Origin of the sequence: Alkalihalobacillus pseudalcaliphilus (genome assembly GCF_028610675.1) — a bacterium.
GTDB classification, from domain to species: domain Bacteria; phylum Bacillota; class Bacilli; order Bacillales; family Bacillaceae_D; genus Alkalihalobacillus; species Alkalihalobacillus pseudalcaliphilus.
Map to the genome: position 1 here is coordinate 1 of NZ_JAQQWS010000004.1, position 14,637 is coordinate 14,637.

Here is a 14,637-nt window from a genome sequence, read left to right on the forward strand (position 1 = left end):
AATGGAACCGCCGTATACGGAACCGTACGTACGGTGGTGTGGGGGGTGGAGGTTAGTCGCCTCCTTCTATCCCGATTGCATTTATAGGTGGTCGTACTTACATGTACTGTATTTAAAGATGTTTTATTAACGACTCTACTAAACGGTTTTTGTCTTTTTGCTAATAATGGTTGTAATCACAAATCCTACTACAGCACCAAAAAACGTTGGAATTAACCAACCCATTCCTGTTTCAAAGAGTGGCAATTTCCGTAAAAATGGAAAAGCGTCACTAACGGGAATATTTGCCGCTTCGAGTCCGTCAATAAAACTAAATATGGAAGTTATCAGGATACTTGTAATAAAAACGGGCCTTTTTAATTTGAAATAATCATCAATTAAGGTTAAAACAATTAATACTATCGCGATAGGGTAGAGAAAAATAAGCACCGGTAAAGAAATCGATATTAATTGATTAAGACCTAGGTTGGCCATTAAAAAGCTAGAGAAGGTTAAGATAAAAACAAATATTGAGTATTTTACTTGAGGAAATCTTTTGGCAAAAAATTCACTACAAGCTGATACTAATCCAATCGCAGTCGTTAAACAAGCAACTAAAATAACGACAGCTAATAAGATGAGACCAAAATATTGGTACATATGAAAAGATAGCTCTGATAAAATTTGCCCTCCATTATCAAGCCGACCAATGATAGGAACACTGATAGTCCCAAGAAGTGCCAAACTTATATAAACAAAAGAAAGCCCAGCTCCAGCTATCAATCCTGAATGAATCGTATATTTACGCATAAGCTTTTGGTCATGTATACCCAAATCCTTCAATCGATCCATAATGACGATACCGAATACGAGAGCGGCAATCGTATCCATTGTCAGGTAACCTTCGATGAAACCAGAAGAAAATGGATTTTGAACATATGTACCTAATGCAGGAGTAACCAAATCAAAAGAATAAAGGAAAAAAGTTGAAATCGTCATAAATCCAATTAACCCAAGTAAAATCGGCATCATCCGTTTTCCAATTGAATCAATAAGTTTTAAAGGATTCAAAGCTAACCAAAATGTGAGTCCGAAAAATACAAAGGTTGAAATGAAAAGGGCAATCTCATGATTGAAGTGACTTGGCAAAAATGGTGCGACGGCAATTTCATGTGTAACCGTACTCGTTCTTGGAATACCGAAAAATGGTCCGAGTGCTAAATAAACAGCATAAGCAAAAAAGGTTGAAAAGATAGGATGAACCCGTTTCGCCATTTCAAACATATTACCTTTTGTTAGGGATATGGCCATAATTGCGAGTAAGGGCAGGCCAACAGCCGTTAATAAAAAACCTAAAGTAGCAAGAAGGATTGAACTCCCCGCGTCTTGACCTAACTGAGGAGGGAAAATTAAATTACCAGCTCCTAAAAAAAGTGCCAGCATAAGTAATCCTAATGCGAATTGATTCTTTATAGATAGTTGTTCTTGCATATTAATCCTCCAATTGTATTTTAACGCTTTTCATCTATTGCCAGATTTCCTCAGTAAAGGAAAAAGAAAAAAAGAAATAGTGTGAAAATTGAATAGAAAAGACAAATTTCGACAACGAGATTTATCTTAACATATACTAAATAAGAATGGAAGTAAGACTAGCGAATGAGCTTTTGTAATAAGTTGCAAATAAGAGAGAAAGCCCGAGCGAACGAGAAATCGAAGGGGTACGAGCCTAAAAAAGGGAGAAAGCCTGAGCAAAGTTGGAATCGCAGGGTTATGAGCGAAAAAAGAGGAAGTCACGAGAGTGCGGTCGAAAAAAATCGTTTACAACTTCATCACCAACAAAGGTGAAAGTGGTGATTAGCCTTAACAACTCAGCTTTTCATACAAAAGCCTCATGTCGGAGCCAAAACCGCTCCAACACCAACAAAGATGAAAGTGTGGTTTTGCTCTTTAACTGGTGGCTTTTCATTCATAAACGGTTTTGAGGATTCTCAAACTTTGCCGTAGCCCCGCCACTTTTTAGGAAAGAGCTCGCAAGAGCTTTCCTAAAAAGATTCAGCGCACCGCACAACCAGCCACCACCAACCAAAAATTGTGTAGTATTCTATCAGGATTAGTATCTAAAATCGAAGTGTTTTTGGACCGTTAGCCAAGCTTGCTTGGCTACTTCACGCATTTGCGTGAAGTTTTGAAAATCGAAATGAACCTTTAGACGAATTCATTCGTCTGTGAGGTCATTTCGATTTTCAAAAACGGTCCAAAAACAAAGATCGAAATGTCAATAACATGAGAAATGAGCAACACCCATATAACTTTCATACAAAAAATATTGTTATTCCACATTTTTATGCTAAGATATAGTGATGCAAACTTTTATATCTGGAAAGAGGAGTTAGCCTTTTTATGATTTACTTCGATAACAGTGCTACAACTAAACCATTAGAAGAAGTCGTTCAGACCTATTTAAAAGTATCAACCAATTATTTTGGAAATCCATCGTCACTACATACGTTAGGAATGGATTCTCAAATTTTAATAGAAAAAGCAAGAAAACAAATAGCAGAGCTATTAAAAATTAAGCCAAAAGAAATCATCTTTACTTCTGGGGGAACAGAGGGTAATAATTTGGCCATAAAAGGGACCGCACAGGCAAGAAGAAATCGCGGAAAACACCTGATCACAACCATGGTTGAACATGCCTCAAGTTATGAAGTATTTCAAAGCTTAGAAAAGGAAGGCTTTGAAGTAACGTATTTAAACGTGAATAAAGAAGGTCATATTTCGGTTGATGAATTAATAGAGGCGATTAGGCAGGACACTATTTTAATATCAGTTATTCATGTAAATAATGAAACAGGGGCCATACAGCCGATAGAAGAAATATCTAGGCGCTTAGTTGATTATCCACATGTTCGTTTTCATGTTGACCATGTTCAAGGTGTTCATAAAGTTCCTTTACATTTTAACGATGTACGTATCGACTTTTGTACGATGTCAGCTCATAAATTCCATGGATTGAAGGGGAATGGTCTATTATATGTTCGTGAAGGGAATCGACTTTCTTCCTTATTACACGGTGGTGAACAGGAATTCAAGCTGCGAGCAGGAACTGAAAATGTAGCAGGGATTGTTGCGATGGCTAAGGCGTTTCGGTTAGGAAGTGAGCATAGCCGTCAAGGTAATCAACACCTCGAAACATTAAAAACAACATTTATTGCTGGGATAAAAAAAATAGACAAGGTCGTTATTCATACACCAGTGAAAGGTTCCGCTCCCCATATTGTTAATTTTTCTATTGGCCATATGAAACCGGAAGTTTTAATTCAGTCACTTTCCAAAGTTGGTGTTTATGTATCAACGAAATCGGCATGTTCTTCGAAGCTTAATGAGCCGAGTAGAATATTACTTGCACAAGGTATTGATGATAAAAAGGCAAGTAGTGCAATAAGAGTTAGCTTTTCTTATCTGAATACAGAAGATGAAGTTAAACGAGTATTGAACGATTTAGAAACAATGATTCCTGAATTACTACAAGTACAAGGGTAACGGGAATGAGGAGGTTTTAAGGTTGATGGAATATAATCATATATTAATTCGCTACGGTGAGCTTGCTTTAAAGGGGAAGAATCGTACGTATTTTGAAAAACAGTTACAACAAAATATGAAATATGCATTAAAGGCTCATCCAAGTGCAAAAGTGAGACGAACTTTTGGACGAATGATTGTTGAATTAAATGGAGAAGCATACGAACCAATTATTGAGAAGCTTCAAAATGTATTTGGTATTCACTCAATGAGTTTGGCTGTAAAAGTAGAGAATGATTTAGAGAAAATGAAGGTAGCGGCCCTTCACTTATTTCAAGAAAGCCGCAAGGAAAAAGCGATTCATACGTTTAAAATCTCAGCACGGAGAGCGTATAAACCTTTTCCAATTTCTTCTCAGGAATTAAATCACCACTTAGGTGGGTATGTATTAACAAATACAGAAGATTTAAAAGTGGATGTGCATCATCCAGACTTAGACATTCGTGTTGAAGTTCGCGAAACAGCTACCTATATCACTTCAGGTGTTTTTGAAGGGGCTGGTGGTTTACCGGTTGGAACGAGTGGGAAAGTGCTGTTAATGTTATCGGGTGGGATTGACAGCCCTGTGGCCGGTTATTTAATCCAAAAACGAGGTGCCATGTTAGAAGCTATACATTTTCATAGTCCACCTTATACAAACGAACGTGCAAAGCAAAAAGTCATTGATTTAGCAACAACATTAACCAAATATGGGGCTAGCATTAAACTTCATTTAGTTCCATTTACGGAAATTCAAACTTATTTGCATAAAGAGGCCCCAAGTAATTTCCAAATGACTCTTATGCGAAGAATGATGCTTCGAATTAGTGAGTGCATTGCCAAAGAACGCGGAATACTTGCTTTAGCATCAGGAGAAAGCTTAGGACAGGTAGCAAGTCAAACACTACACAGTATGAATACGATTAATGAGGTAACGAATTTACCTATAATTCGTCCGCTCGTGACAATGGACAAGCTAGAAGTCATTCAAATTGCTCATAAGATTGATACGTATGAAACATCCATTTTACCATATGAGGATTGCTGTACGATTTTTTTACCTTCTGATTCAAAAACAAGACCAAGACGTGACCAAGCACAAAAGTATGAAAGCTACCTAGATATCGAACCTATTTTGGAGAAAGCAATAGCCGATACAGAAATAATTACAATCTCTTCAAAAGAAAAAGTGAATCAGCAAATAGACGATTTATTTTAAAACATAAACTTTTTAAAAACCTTGAGTATTTGAACTCAAGGTTTTTTACTGTCTGACAAGGTTAATCTCGCTCAAAAAAACATAAATATTACCATTTTAAATATTGTATGTTTCGAACTTCTTTCGCACATTCTATAGTTACAGAAGGAGGTGAAAGAGAAATGGCAAACAACAGTTCAAACCAACTTGTCGTACCTGGTGTACAACAAGCTCTTGACCAAATGAAATACGAAATCGCTTCTGAATTTGGAGTTCAATTAGGACCTGATTCAACATCTCGTGCAAACGGTTCTGTAGGTGGCGAGATTACAAAACGCTTAGTTCAAATGGCTGAGCAACAATTAGGTGGATATCAAAAATAATTAATTTAATTAAAATGGCTTGAAGGAGAGAGTAGGAAACTACTCTCTTTATTTAGTTTCACGAAAAAGTTACAATATATTCAAGAATGAAATGAATGGTAACTAGGAGTGAATGCAATGGGAAAATTATGGTTTCATGCTACCTTTTATACAATGAACAAAGAAAATGAATATGTAGAAGCTCTCTATACAGAAGGGGGACTGATTCGAGATACCGGTACGGAAGCAGAGCTCGTTGAAAAATATTCAGAAAAAATAGAAGAAACGATCGATTTAGATGGAGCATTTGCTTATCCTGGATTTGTTGATAGCCACTTACATATGATTGGACATGGTGAACGATTAATGCGCTTAGATTTATCACATGTATCCTCTTCAGTCGAGATGCTTCAACTTTTGCTTGAGCAAAAAGAGAAAGCCGATCAATGGATTATTGGTGAAGGTTGGAATGAAAACAACTTTATTGATAGAAAAATATTTCACAGGATGGAATTAGATGAAATTTCAGATGACAAACCGATGTTTTTGACAAGGATATGTCGTCATGCGGCTTTAGTCAATTCCAAAGCTCTTGAAATGGCAGGAATAACAAAAGATACGATAAACCCAGAAGGTGGGGTTATCGTTAAAGATGCAGAAGGTGAACCCACTGGTTTATTGTTAGATGAAGCAGTAGAGCTCGTAAAAGAGGTTATGCCAGGTGTTTCGGATCGTTATATAAAAAAAGCCTTAATGGTTTCAATTAAAGATTTATACAAAAAGGGTTTAGTCGGTGGACATACGGAGGACTTAGCCTATTATCGCGATCCTCTTGAGACGATTAAAGCTTTTGATGAGTTAGTAGAGGAAGGAGAATTACCACTTCGGGCTCATTTGCTTGTCAATCATAAGGCATTTGAAAAAGTTCCCTATGAACAATTACATCGTTCAGGTGCATTTGTCGAAACTGGAGCAATGAAGATATTTGCTGATGGTGCATTAGGTGGAAGAACAGCTCTTTTATCAGAACCTTATGCGGATGACCCGAGTACAAGTGGAGTCGCTATACACAATCAGATGCAATTAGATCAATTAGTGGTGGATGCGAGAAATAAAGGGATGGATGTGGCGATTCATGTCATTGGCGATAAAGCCTTAGAGATGGCCCTTACAGCAATTGAGAGAGCTCCACGTGCCCCTGGTCGGGATAGACTTATCCATGTGCAGGTAGCTAGAAAGGATCTAAGAGAAAGAATGAAAAAGTTACCGGTGATTTTAGATATTCAGCCACGCTTTGTCGCTTCTGATTTTCCGTGGGTCCAAGAACGATTAGGTCTCTCGAGAATGGAAGAATCATTCGCTTGGAAGACTCTTTTAGATGAAGGCTTAATCTGTGCAGGTGGCTCTGATGCTCCTATTGAACCAGTTGATCCTTTATTAGGAATTCATGCTGCTGTCACAAGAAAAAAGCCGACAGAAAACCATCAAGGCTATCAACCTGAACAAAAATTAAGTATGTATGAGGCTATTCAATTGTTTACGACAGCTAGTGCTTATGCCATTCAAAAAGAACATGTCGCAGGAAAGCTCAGTAAAGGTTTTTATGCCGATATGACTATTCTTTCCAATGACCTATTTAAAATGGAACCTGATCAAATATTAGATACGGAGATATTAGGGGTTGTTATAGCGGAGCAAAGGAAGTAACCTACATGATTAGGAAAGCCAATGACTTAATAAACCATTGGCTTTTTCTTTATAAAAATTTTCTTTGAACTCGATTCCAAAAAGAGTTGTTTTTAAGCTTTAATACTTGAATTTGTCGATTGGCTAATTGTAATTGTACTTGTTTTACTTGAGGGAAGGATAACGCTTCATTATCTACGGCAATAACCGGAAATTCATTACCGGTTTGAACAATTTTTAAGGTTAATTGTCGGTCTGACCCTAAGACAAATGATGTTCCTAATGTTCGATATTCACTATTATTTAATGAAGATATTTCATTAACTTGCATGGACGGAAGCTTTGGATCAATGACCGCACCGCCTGCTGATTTATTATAAGCTGTACTTCCAGTAGGTGTGGCAATAATCATACCGTCTCCACGAAACGTTTCAAAATAGTGCGAGTCAATGCAGACGTCCATCACAAATGTTTTAATCGTGCTTGAGCGGATCGTGCATTCATTTAAACAATAGAATGGAGCCTTTTGATCAATTCTCGCTTCAATTATTGGATATTTCCGAACTTCTAATGTGGATTCTTGCATGGATTGAATCAATAAATCTAATTGATCAACAGTGAAATCCGTATAAAATCCAATATCATCCGTATTAATCCCGATATAAATACAGTCAGAACGAAATCCCGTTTTACGAACGGTTTGCAGAAAACTGTTATCGCCTCCGAGGCTAATAATAAAAGTCGCTTCGTTAAACGTTGGTGCTTGTTTAAATGCAGCTTGTTCTAATTTTTTGATCAAAGGTAAGGATGTTTGCTTCATTTTTTCAGTTTGTTTAAAGAATAAATAATACTGATTCTGTGAGGTCATAAAGATCAACTCATCCCTTCTATATGTGACTAGCTATGGCTTAATCATATCATAACCCAAAGTGTGGAAATAGAAACCCGCAGTAATTGCCTTTAAACGTTCAAGAACATCGATAACAAATCATCATATAGAAAAAATTGGATAAAAATTAGTAGTTAGGATAATCTATAAAATGAAATTTCATGAAAAAGGAGATAACTATGATCTGGTGGATATTACTATCGTTATTTGGCATCATCATGTTTTTTACGATCATCTACCTAGCTAAAGTGACAATCGATTGTCATTATCAACATAAAATTGATGATGATTTGTTAACGGTCCAATTTTTTCTTTGGCATATTCATATCTATACATTTACTTCACCGTTGCTAAAGTTCGATCCCGCTTCGATGAGTTTTACAATGGAAGAAAAGAAACAATCACCATTAGGTCAGAAAAAAGAAACAGCATCGTTTGGATTAAGTTGGTTAAAGACAAAGCTTCGAGAATCAGAAAAGTTTCTTGCTCATGTAACGGGATTTTATAAAATTCTGCGTGTGTTTTTGAAAAAAATTCAAGTGAAAAAGTTGGAGTGGCATTCACAGTTAGGTGTTAGTGATGCGGTGTTAACAGCTTATTTAGTCGGTGCCTGTTGGAGCTTAAAGGGAATGGTTGTTGGTATCCTTTCAAATTTCTTCCGATTAAAAGCCTACCCAAAAATTCAAATAGATCCTATTTATCAAGGGACGATAACAAAAACCAATTTTTCATGCATGATCTCTTTTCGGATCGGGCATGCTATCAGTGCAGGAATAATGATTTTGCTTCATTGGCAAAAAATAAAAAGAACGAATCAAAACCAATCAAATGTTATGAATTCATCCATGTAAAGAAAGAGGAGGGATATACATGTCTGACCATCCAATTCAAGGGCTTATGAAAACAGCGATGGAAAATATTAAAGAAATGGTTGATGTGAATACAATAATAGGAGACCCTGTTGAAACACCCGATGGCAGTGTCATTATGCCTGTATCTAAAGTAGGTTTCGGTTTCGCGGCAGGTGGTAGTGAATTTGCCGTTGATGGACATCACGATGATACCCAAAGTCATCCTTTTGGTGGAGGAAGTGGTGGGGGAGTCTCCATTACTCCTATGGCCTTTCTCATCGTAAATAGTCATGGTGTAAAAATGGTACATCTTGATAATAGTACACATCTGTATGAACGATTATTAGATTTTGCTCCTCAAGTAATTGAGAAGATACAAGAAATGTTACATCTAGATAAAAGAGAGCACCATCGCGATGAGCACGACCGCCATGATCATCACTCTTATCGCCAGCAACCCCCTATTTAATAATCAGAAATACGAGAGGCAACTTGTAGAGTTGTCTCTTTTTGGTATAAAAGTTGCTTGGGCGCTATAAGTATCTTTCATACAAAACACGACTACTTGCCATGCACCATCATTCGGTGCTACGATTAAGAACAGTGTTTTAATATAAAAAAAGCTGTCTAGACCTACATATAAATGCACATCATAAACAGAATTTTATTGGAGGAGAACCTATGCAAGACAAACAATTAGAGCAATTATTTCATTTATTAGACCGAAGTGCAGAGCTCATCAGTGAAGAACAAGAACTTCCTTATTTAGATGCACTTGCACTAGCTGGTGATAAGCTTTCTGCTGGGGAATTCATTGAAACCAAAAATGAGATAGAAAAGAAAAAGCTCAAGCAAATCGTAGAAGACATCTATTTAGATGAACTTCCAAAAGAAGTGATACGAAAATCCTTTCAACTAACTGTACTCAAAGGTATGAAAGGAGCTACTCAACCACATCACTCATTAACACCGGATGCAGTAAGTCTATTTATAAGCTATTTAGTTAATAAAATCTCCTCTGACTTAAAAAGTGAATATTTAGTTGCTGATTTTGCATTAGGAAGTGGAAATTTATTATCAGCTGTATTAAATCAATCGACTAAACCGGCACGAGCTGTTGGTTTTGAAGCTGATGAGACATTATTGCATATTGCTTTTGTCAGCTCGAATCTACAACGAAATGAAGTAGAATTATTTCATCAAGACAGTATTCAAAACCTACCCTTACTTAAGGCAGACGTCGTTGTAACGGACCTACCGGTTGGATATTATCCGAATGATATCATTGCTAATGATTATGAACTAAAAGCAGAGTCTGGCCACTCCTATGTACATCATTTAATGATTGAACAAGCTATTCAGCAAACGCGTGAAGGTGGCTATTTATATTTCTTAATTCCTAACTTCCTCTTTGAAAGTGATCAATCAGAGAAGTTACATCGTTATTTAAAAGAAAAAACGCATATATTGGCTTTGTTGCAGCTCCCTAAATCAATGTTTCATTCTGAACAACAAGCAAAAAGTATTTTAATGCTACAGAAAAAAGGGACAGAGGTGCAACCTATTCAACAAGCACTTATGGCAGAATTACCTTCTTTCTCTAAACCGACAGCTTTGGCCGATATGATCAAACAAATTGATGGTTGGTTCAAGCAAGAATTAGGAAAGTAAAATGAATGTAGGCAAACCCATTTCACTAAGGTGATGGGTTTGTTTTTGTTATAAAGAGCTAGTTTTAAAGAGGAACATCTCAGAATTATAAAGCGTTTTCAGTAAGCGTTATCAAATCAGAAAATAAAGAATTCATGAGTTTGATGGAGATATAAGTCGATTTCCCTTGATAAATGAAAGAACGAGTGCTTAAATGGTAATGGACATATTGTTATGTATTTAAGTAAAAACTCTAATGTAGAGTCTAACTCTTATTGTATAAAAGCTATAAAGGAGCTGTTTTAATATGGCAAAAATCATTGCGATTAATGCTGGTAGTTCATCTTTGAAGTTTCAACTTTTAAATATGCCGGAGGAAACGGTAGTAACAAAAGGTCTTGTTGAAAGAATCGGTATGAAAGATTCTATTTTTACGATCGAAGTGAACGGAGAAAAAGATAAGGAAATTACAGATATTCCTGATCATGATGTTGCTGTTAAGATTTTATTAGACAAGTTAACTGGAACAGGTATAATCTCTTCGTTAGATGAAATTGAAGGAATCGGTCACCGCGTTGTTCATGGCGGAGAGAAATTCAATGATTCTGTTTTAATTAGTGACGAGGTGTTAGCGGGAATTGAAGAGGTTTCTGAGCTTGCCCCATTACACAATCCAGCAAACATTGTTGGTATTAAAGCATTTAGAAGTGTATTACCAAATGTACCAGCAGTTGCTGTATTCGATACGGCTTTCCACCAATCGATGCCTGAAAGCTCTTACCTATATAGCTTGCCATATGATTATTATGAAAAATATGGTATTCGTAAATATGGTTTCCACGGAACTTCTCATAAATATGTATCGGAGAGAGCGGCCGAATTATTAGATCGTCCTCTAAAAGATTTACGTTTAATCTCTTGTCACCTAGGAAATGGTGCAAGTATTGCTGCTATTGAAGGAGGAGAATCGATTGATACATCAATGGGATTCACTCCTTTAGCTGGTGTTACAATGGGAACTCGTTCTGGTGATATCGATCCTGCCTTAATTCCGTATATTATGGAGAAGACAGGTAAAGATGCCAATGAGGTTATCAACGTATTAAATAAAGAGAGTGGTATGTTAGGTGTTACAGGTTTTTCTAGTGACCTTCGTGATATCGAAACAGAAGCAGAAGCTGGTAATGAACGTGCTGAATTAGCTTTAGAAGTTTTTACATCTCGTATTCATAAGTATATTGGTTCTTATGCTGCAAGTATGAAAGGCGTAGATGCCATTATCTTTACAGCTGGTATTGGTGAAAACAGTGATGTTATTCGCGAACGTGTATTAGAAGGTTTAGAATACATGGGTGTTTATTGGGACCCATCTCTAAATAAAGTCCGTGGAAAAGAAGCGTTCTTAAACTATCCACATTCTCCAGTTAAAGTAATTATCATTCCTACAAATGAAGAAGTGATGATTGCACGCGATACGATCCGATTAGGTCAATAATTTTCTAACGATAAAAACGTGGTGAGTAGCTTTTACTCATCGCGTTTTTTGTATGAAAGTGGACTTGGGTTGTGCTCATTTCTCGAAATAACTTGACCTTTCGGTCTTTGTTTTTGGACCGTTTTTGAAAATCGAAAACACCTTATCAGATGAATGAATTCATCTGAATGGTGTTTCGATTTTCAAAACTTCACGCGAATGCGTGAAGTAGCAAAGCAAGCTTTGCTAACGGTCCAAAAACACTTGGATTTTAGTTGCTAATCCTGATGGGTTATTACTCTCTCTTTTTTTATTGTTGGTGGCTGGTTGTGCGGTGCACTGAATCTTTTTAGGAAAGCTCTTGCGAGATCCTTCCTAAAAAGTGGCGGGGCTACGGCAAAGTGTGAGAATGCTCAAAACCGTTATTGAATGAAAAGCCACCAGTTAAAGATCAAAACCACACTTTCATCTTTGTTGGTGGCGGTCTCTTGGCTTTAATATGTCGATTTTGTATGTTGATGAATGAAAAGTACGCACATTTCCGTTATGATGAACTTAGATACCTTTGCATATAATAGAGCAAGTTTAGCTATAGGGAGTCGATGAAACATGAGTACATGGCAAGAGTTAAAAGAAGGCGAAAAAATAACAGGTTTCTTTTTTGTGAGAGAGAAAGAGATGAAGCAGGCGATTAATGGCAGTGATTATGGTTCTTTTTTGTTAGAGCGCCATTTAGAAAGAATACCAGCAAAAATGTGGGATATCGGTGAAGAGTTACAAAAAAATGTACAAAAAAAAACGCTTGTTAAAGTCGAAGGCGTTATTTCAAGCTATCGAAACAAAAAAGAATTGACGATACAAAAGATGCGTTTGGCAAAAGATGATGATAAAGTTAATGTCACAGAGTTACTAACAAAAAAAGGACTTTCGCGAGAAGTTTTGTGGCTAGAACTACGTACATGTATGGATGATATTCAAAATGAATCATTAAAAAAGCTTGTTATGACTGTATATGGACAACGTTATATACGAGAGAAAATAACTACTTTACCAGCGTCTAAGCAACGGCATCATGCATATTATGCAGGGGAACTCGAACATATTGTAGAATTATGCCAAACGGCTACGCAATTATTCCCTCTGTATCAACACGTAAACCGTGATATCGTGTTAGCTGCATGCACCTTGCATAATATTGGAATTGTACGAGTCTTAGATGATCCCTTTGCCCCAAGCTATACAAATGAAGGGAAGCTATTAGGTCAGATCCTTTTAACTTTTGAGATCATTCACGAGGCCATATTTGAAGCAGGAATCGACAAGTCTAACCAAGAACTATTACATATGAAGCATTGTATCGCAAGTCAGTATGGCCCAATAGATAATGCTTGGGGAAGTGCAGTCAATCCATCTACACCAGAGGCGATATTTTTCCATCATATTAAAGAGTTAAATGCCAAAGTTCACACAAACTCCACTGAATCTAATGAATAAGCCATAAACCTAAAGAGAAGTAAGAGAAATAAAACGACTAGCAACAAAAAAGGCGGACATCGTGAGAGCCTAAAAGTGCGGTTTGGAACTTTGTTTAATGAAGGTCTGGTTATATGAGTAGAGTTGCAATTGCCTGATGACTTCATGTAATTGGTTCTTGTAATGAATGTTGTAAGAATTTGAATAAAAGATACTTTGATAGCTAGCGGTAATTAGAACTTCGCACGTGAGCATGAGCCTTAACTTTCAAAACCCGCATGGCAAAGTTGAATTCACTTTACCACCAACAAAGATGAAAGTGGTTTTTGGCACTTTGCCTGTTGGCACTTTATTTAATTTGATTTTATTCTTTTTCATTTTAAATGTATGGTGTTAGATTGTGTTGTGAACTAGAGAATTAGCAGAAACCTAGCGGACGAAAACATGGACGTAGTGGCAGAGCTGAGATCGAGCGGCGAAGTCGATTAGCTCAGCGACACGTGATTGTCTCGGAGCATAATTTTCGGTAGCGGGTGAGCAAAAATCCGCACATGAGCATCAACTTTATACAAAAGAATTCAAAATATATCATTTAAAGAGTAGGTGAATAGGAAGATGGAACAATTTAAAAGAGAGCAAAGTCGCTTAAATGAAATTTTACAATGGGAACAAGATTATTTGCAATTTCATCACGAACAATTCCTTAAACGGGCAGATAAAGTCGCTCCTGCCCTCAAAGAATGGAAGCTACCAATCGATCAAAAAGTAGTGAATCAGTTAGATTCAATCTTTATACAATTACAATCCTTCATCCAAAATAACAAAAATGACCAAGAACTAAAAGAAAAGGTATTTCGATACGCAAGGCTGTTTAATCCTCAAATAGAAAATGTAGAAGACATGAAAACATTATCAATTGACCAGTTACATTACTTATCCGAACAATTTATGGCCAAACAGCGCCTGCTAGCCGTAGGACAAGGAAGTGTAACAGGATTAGGTGGTTTTTTATTACTAGCCATTGACCTACCCGTTCTCGCTTCCATTCATCTAAGAACGATTCAACAACTAGCAATGGTATATGGTTATGATACAAAAAAACCACTTGAACAAGTCATAGCCTTAAAGCTATATTATTTAGCGACATTGCCAAAAGCGAATCAATATGAAGCGTGGGATGATTTATTTGATGAGATTTCATACTATGAGCAAGAGCATATTTTTTATGAAGGTGAAGACCAAGTCTTTGATTCTGCTTGGTTTGGTCAGCTGGTTAAACAAATAGGAAAAAATATGCTTATATCCGTATTGCGGAGAAAGTCCATTCAAGGTGTCCCTTTATTAGGAATTGCTATTGGTGCAGGCATGAACTATCAACTAACAAAGCAAGTAACAAATGTAGTTGAACATTTTTATCAAAAACGATTGCTGCTAGAACGTTTAGGAGAAGTATAAAAAAGAGAACAATAATTTTATAAAACTTTATAAATACCTATTGCCAAAATTCATGTTCA

General features: G+C 36.6%; 12 protein-coding genes. 10 read left to right on the forward strand and 2 right to left on the reverse strand.

Annotation, left to right across the window (positions count from 1 at the left end; all coding sequences use genetic code 11):
* Nucleotides 1–138 precede the first annotated feature (138 nt).
* Nucleotides 139–1,470, reverse strand: coding sequence for a branched-chain amino acid transport system II carrier protein (gene brnQ, locus PQ479_RS10095; protein ID WP_047990218.1), 1,332 nt, complete (start codon nt 1,468–1,470; stop codon nt 139–141).
* 909 nt (nt 1,471–2,379) lie between these two features.
* Between brnQ and PQ479_RS10100 the strand changes: the two genes are divergently transcribed.
* The 4 genes from PQ479_RS10100 (at nt 2,380) to PQ479_RS10115 (ending at nt 6,807) form a co-directional block, all read left to right on the forward strand.
* Nucleotides 2,380–3,522, forward strand: coding sequence for a cysteine desulfurase family protein (locus PQ479_RS10100; protein ID WP_047990220.1), 1,143 nt, complete (start codon nt 2,380–2,382; stop codon nt 3,520–3,522).
* 25 nt (nt 3,523–3,547) lie between these two features.
* Nucleotides 3,548–4,759, forward strand: a complete 1,212-nt coding sequence (thiI, locus tag PQ479_RS10105; protein ID WP_047990221.1) for a tRNA uracil 4-sulfurtransferase ThiI — start codon at nt 3,548–3,550, stop codon at nt 4,757–4,759.
* 161 nt (nt 4,760–4,920) lie between these two features.
* Nucleotides 4,921–5,121, forward strand: a complete 201-nt coding sequence (locus PQ479_RS10110; RefSeq protein WP_047990222.1) for an alpha/beta-type small acid-soluble spore protein — start codon at nt 4,921–4,923, stop codon at nt 5,119–5,121.
* Nucleotides 5,122–5,238: 117 nt separating this feature from the next.
* Complete coding sequence (locus PQ479_RS10115) at nt 5,239–6,807, forward strand: amidohydrolase (RefSeq protein ID WP_047990223.1); 1,569 nt, start codon at nt 5,239–5,241, stop codon at nt 6,805–6,807.
* Nucleotides 6,808–6,856: 49 nt separating this feature from the next.
* Here PQ479_RS10115 and PQ479_RS10120 read toward each other — a convergent pair whose 3' ends face one another.
* Nucleotides 6,857–7,654, reverse strand: coding sequence for an NAD kinase (locus PQ479_RS10120; protein WP_047990495.1), 798 nt, complete (start codon nt 7,652–7,654; stop codon nt 6,857–6,859).
* Between the two features lie 200 nt (nt 7,655–7,854).
* On the opposite strand from PQ479_RS10120, the gene PQ479_RS10125 reads away from it, so the two are divergent.
* The 6 genes from PQ479_RS10125 to PQ479_RS10150 all read left to right on the forward strand — a co-directional run bounded on the left by PQ479_RS10125 (nt 7,855) and on the right by PQ479_RS10150 (nt 14,578).
* Nucleotides 7,855–8,526, forward strand: a complete 672-nt coding sequence (locus PQ479_RS10125; RefSeq protein ID WP_053070508.1) for a DUF2953 domain-containing protein — start codon at nt 7,855–7,857, stop codon at nt 8,524–8,526.
* Between the two features lie 19 nt (nt 8,527–8,545).
* Complete coding sequence (gene ytfJ / locus PQ479_RS10130) at nt 8,546–8,995, forward strand: GerW family sporulation protein (RefSeq protein WP_047990225.1); 450 nt, start codon at nt 8,546–8,548, stop codon at nt 8,993–8,995.
* A gap of 212 nt (nt 8,996–9,207) precedes the next feature.
* A complete protein-coding gene (locus PQ479_RS10135) occupies nt 9,208–10,197 on the forward strand; it encodes a class I SAM-dependent methyltransferase (RefSeq protein ID WP_047990226.1) in 990 nt (329 codons plus the stop codon).
* A gap of 286 nt (nt 10,198–10,483) precedes the next feature.
* Nucleotides 10,484–11,671 carry an acetate kinase gene (locus PQ479_RS10140; protein ID WP_047990227.1) on the forward strand — a complete coding sequence of 396 codons (1,188 nt, stop codon included), beginning with the start codon at nt 10,484–10,486 and terminating at the stop codon, nt 11,669–11,671.
* A gap of 588 nt (nt 11,672–12,259) precedes the next feature.
* Complete coding sequence (locus PQ479_RS10145; protein WP_047990228.1) at nt 12,260–13,144, forward strand: CMP-binding protein; 885 nt, start codon at nt 12,260–12,262, stop codon at nt 13,142–13,144.
* A gap of 594 nt (nt 13,145–13,738) precedes the next feature.
* The gene (locus PQ479_RS10150; protein WP_047990229.1) at nt 13,739–14,578 is read left to right on the forward strand and encodes an EcsC family protein; all 840 of its coding nucleotides are present in this window, start codon (nt 13,739–13,741) and stop codon (nt 14,576–14,578) included.
* Nucleotides 14,579–14,637: the final 59 nt, after the last annotated feature.

Bases quoted from the DNA above. Each gene is read 5' to 3' on its own strand.
- brnQ (WP_047990218.1), bottom strand. From the start codon at position 1,470: ATGCAAGAACAACTATCTATAAAGAATCAATTCGCATTAGGATTACTT.
- PQ479_RS10100 (WP_047990220.1), top strand. From the start codon at position 2,380: ATGATTTACTTCGATAACAGTGCTACAACTAAACCATTAGAAGAAGTC.
- thiI (WP_047990221.1), top strand. From the start codon at position 3,548: ATGGAATATAATCATATATTAATTCGCTACGGTGAGCTTGCTTTAAAG.
- PQ479_RS10110 (WP_047990222.1), top strand. From the start codon at position 4,921: ATGGCAAACAACAGTTCAAACCAACTTGTCGTACCTGGTGTACAACAA.
- PQ479_RS10115 (WP_047990223.1), top strand. From the start codon at position 5,239: ATGGGAAAATTATGGTTTCATGCTACCTTTTATACAATGAACAAAGAA.
- PQ479_RS10120 (WP_047990495.1), bottom strand. From the start codon at position 7,654: ATGACCTCACAGAATCAGTATTATTTATTCTTTAAACAAACTGAAAAA.
- PQ479_RS10125 (WP_053070508.1), top strand. From the start codon at position 7,855: ATGATCTGGTGGATATTACTATCGTTATTTGGCATCATCATGTTTTTT.
- ytfJ (WP_047990225.1), top strand. From the start codon at position 8,546: ATGTCTGACCATCCAATTCAAGGGCTTATGAAAACAGCGATGGAAAAT.
- PQ479_RS10135 (WP_047990226.1), top strand. From the start codon at position 9,208: ATGCAAGACAAACAATTAGAGCAATTATTTCATTTATTAGACCGAAGT.
- PQ479_RS10140 (WP_047990227.1), top strand. From the start codon at position 10,484: ATGGCAAAAATCATTGCGATTAATGCTGGTAGTTCATCTTTGAAGTTT.
- PQ479_RS10145 (WP_047990228.1), top strand. From the start codon at position 12,260: ATGAGTACATGGCAAGAGTTAAAAGAAGGCGAAAAAATAACAGGTTTC.
- PQ479_RS10150 (WP_047990229.1), top strand. From the start codon at position 13,739: ATGGAACAATTTAAAAGAGAGCAAAGTCGCTTAAATGAAATTTTACAA.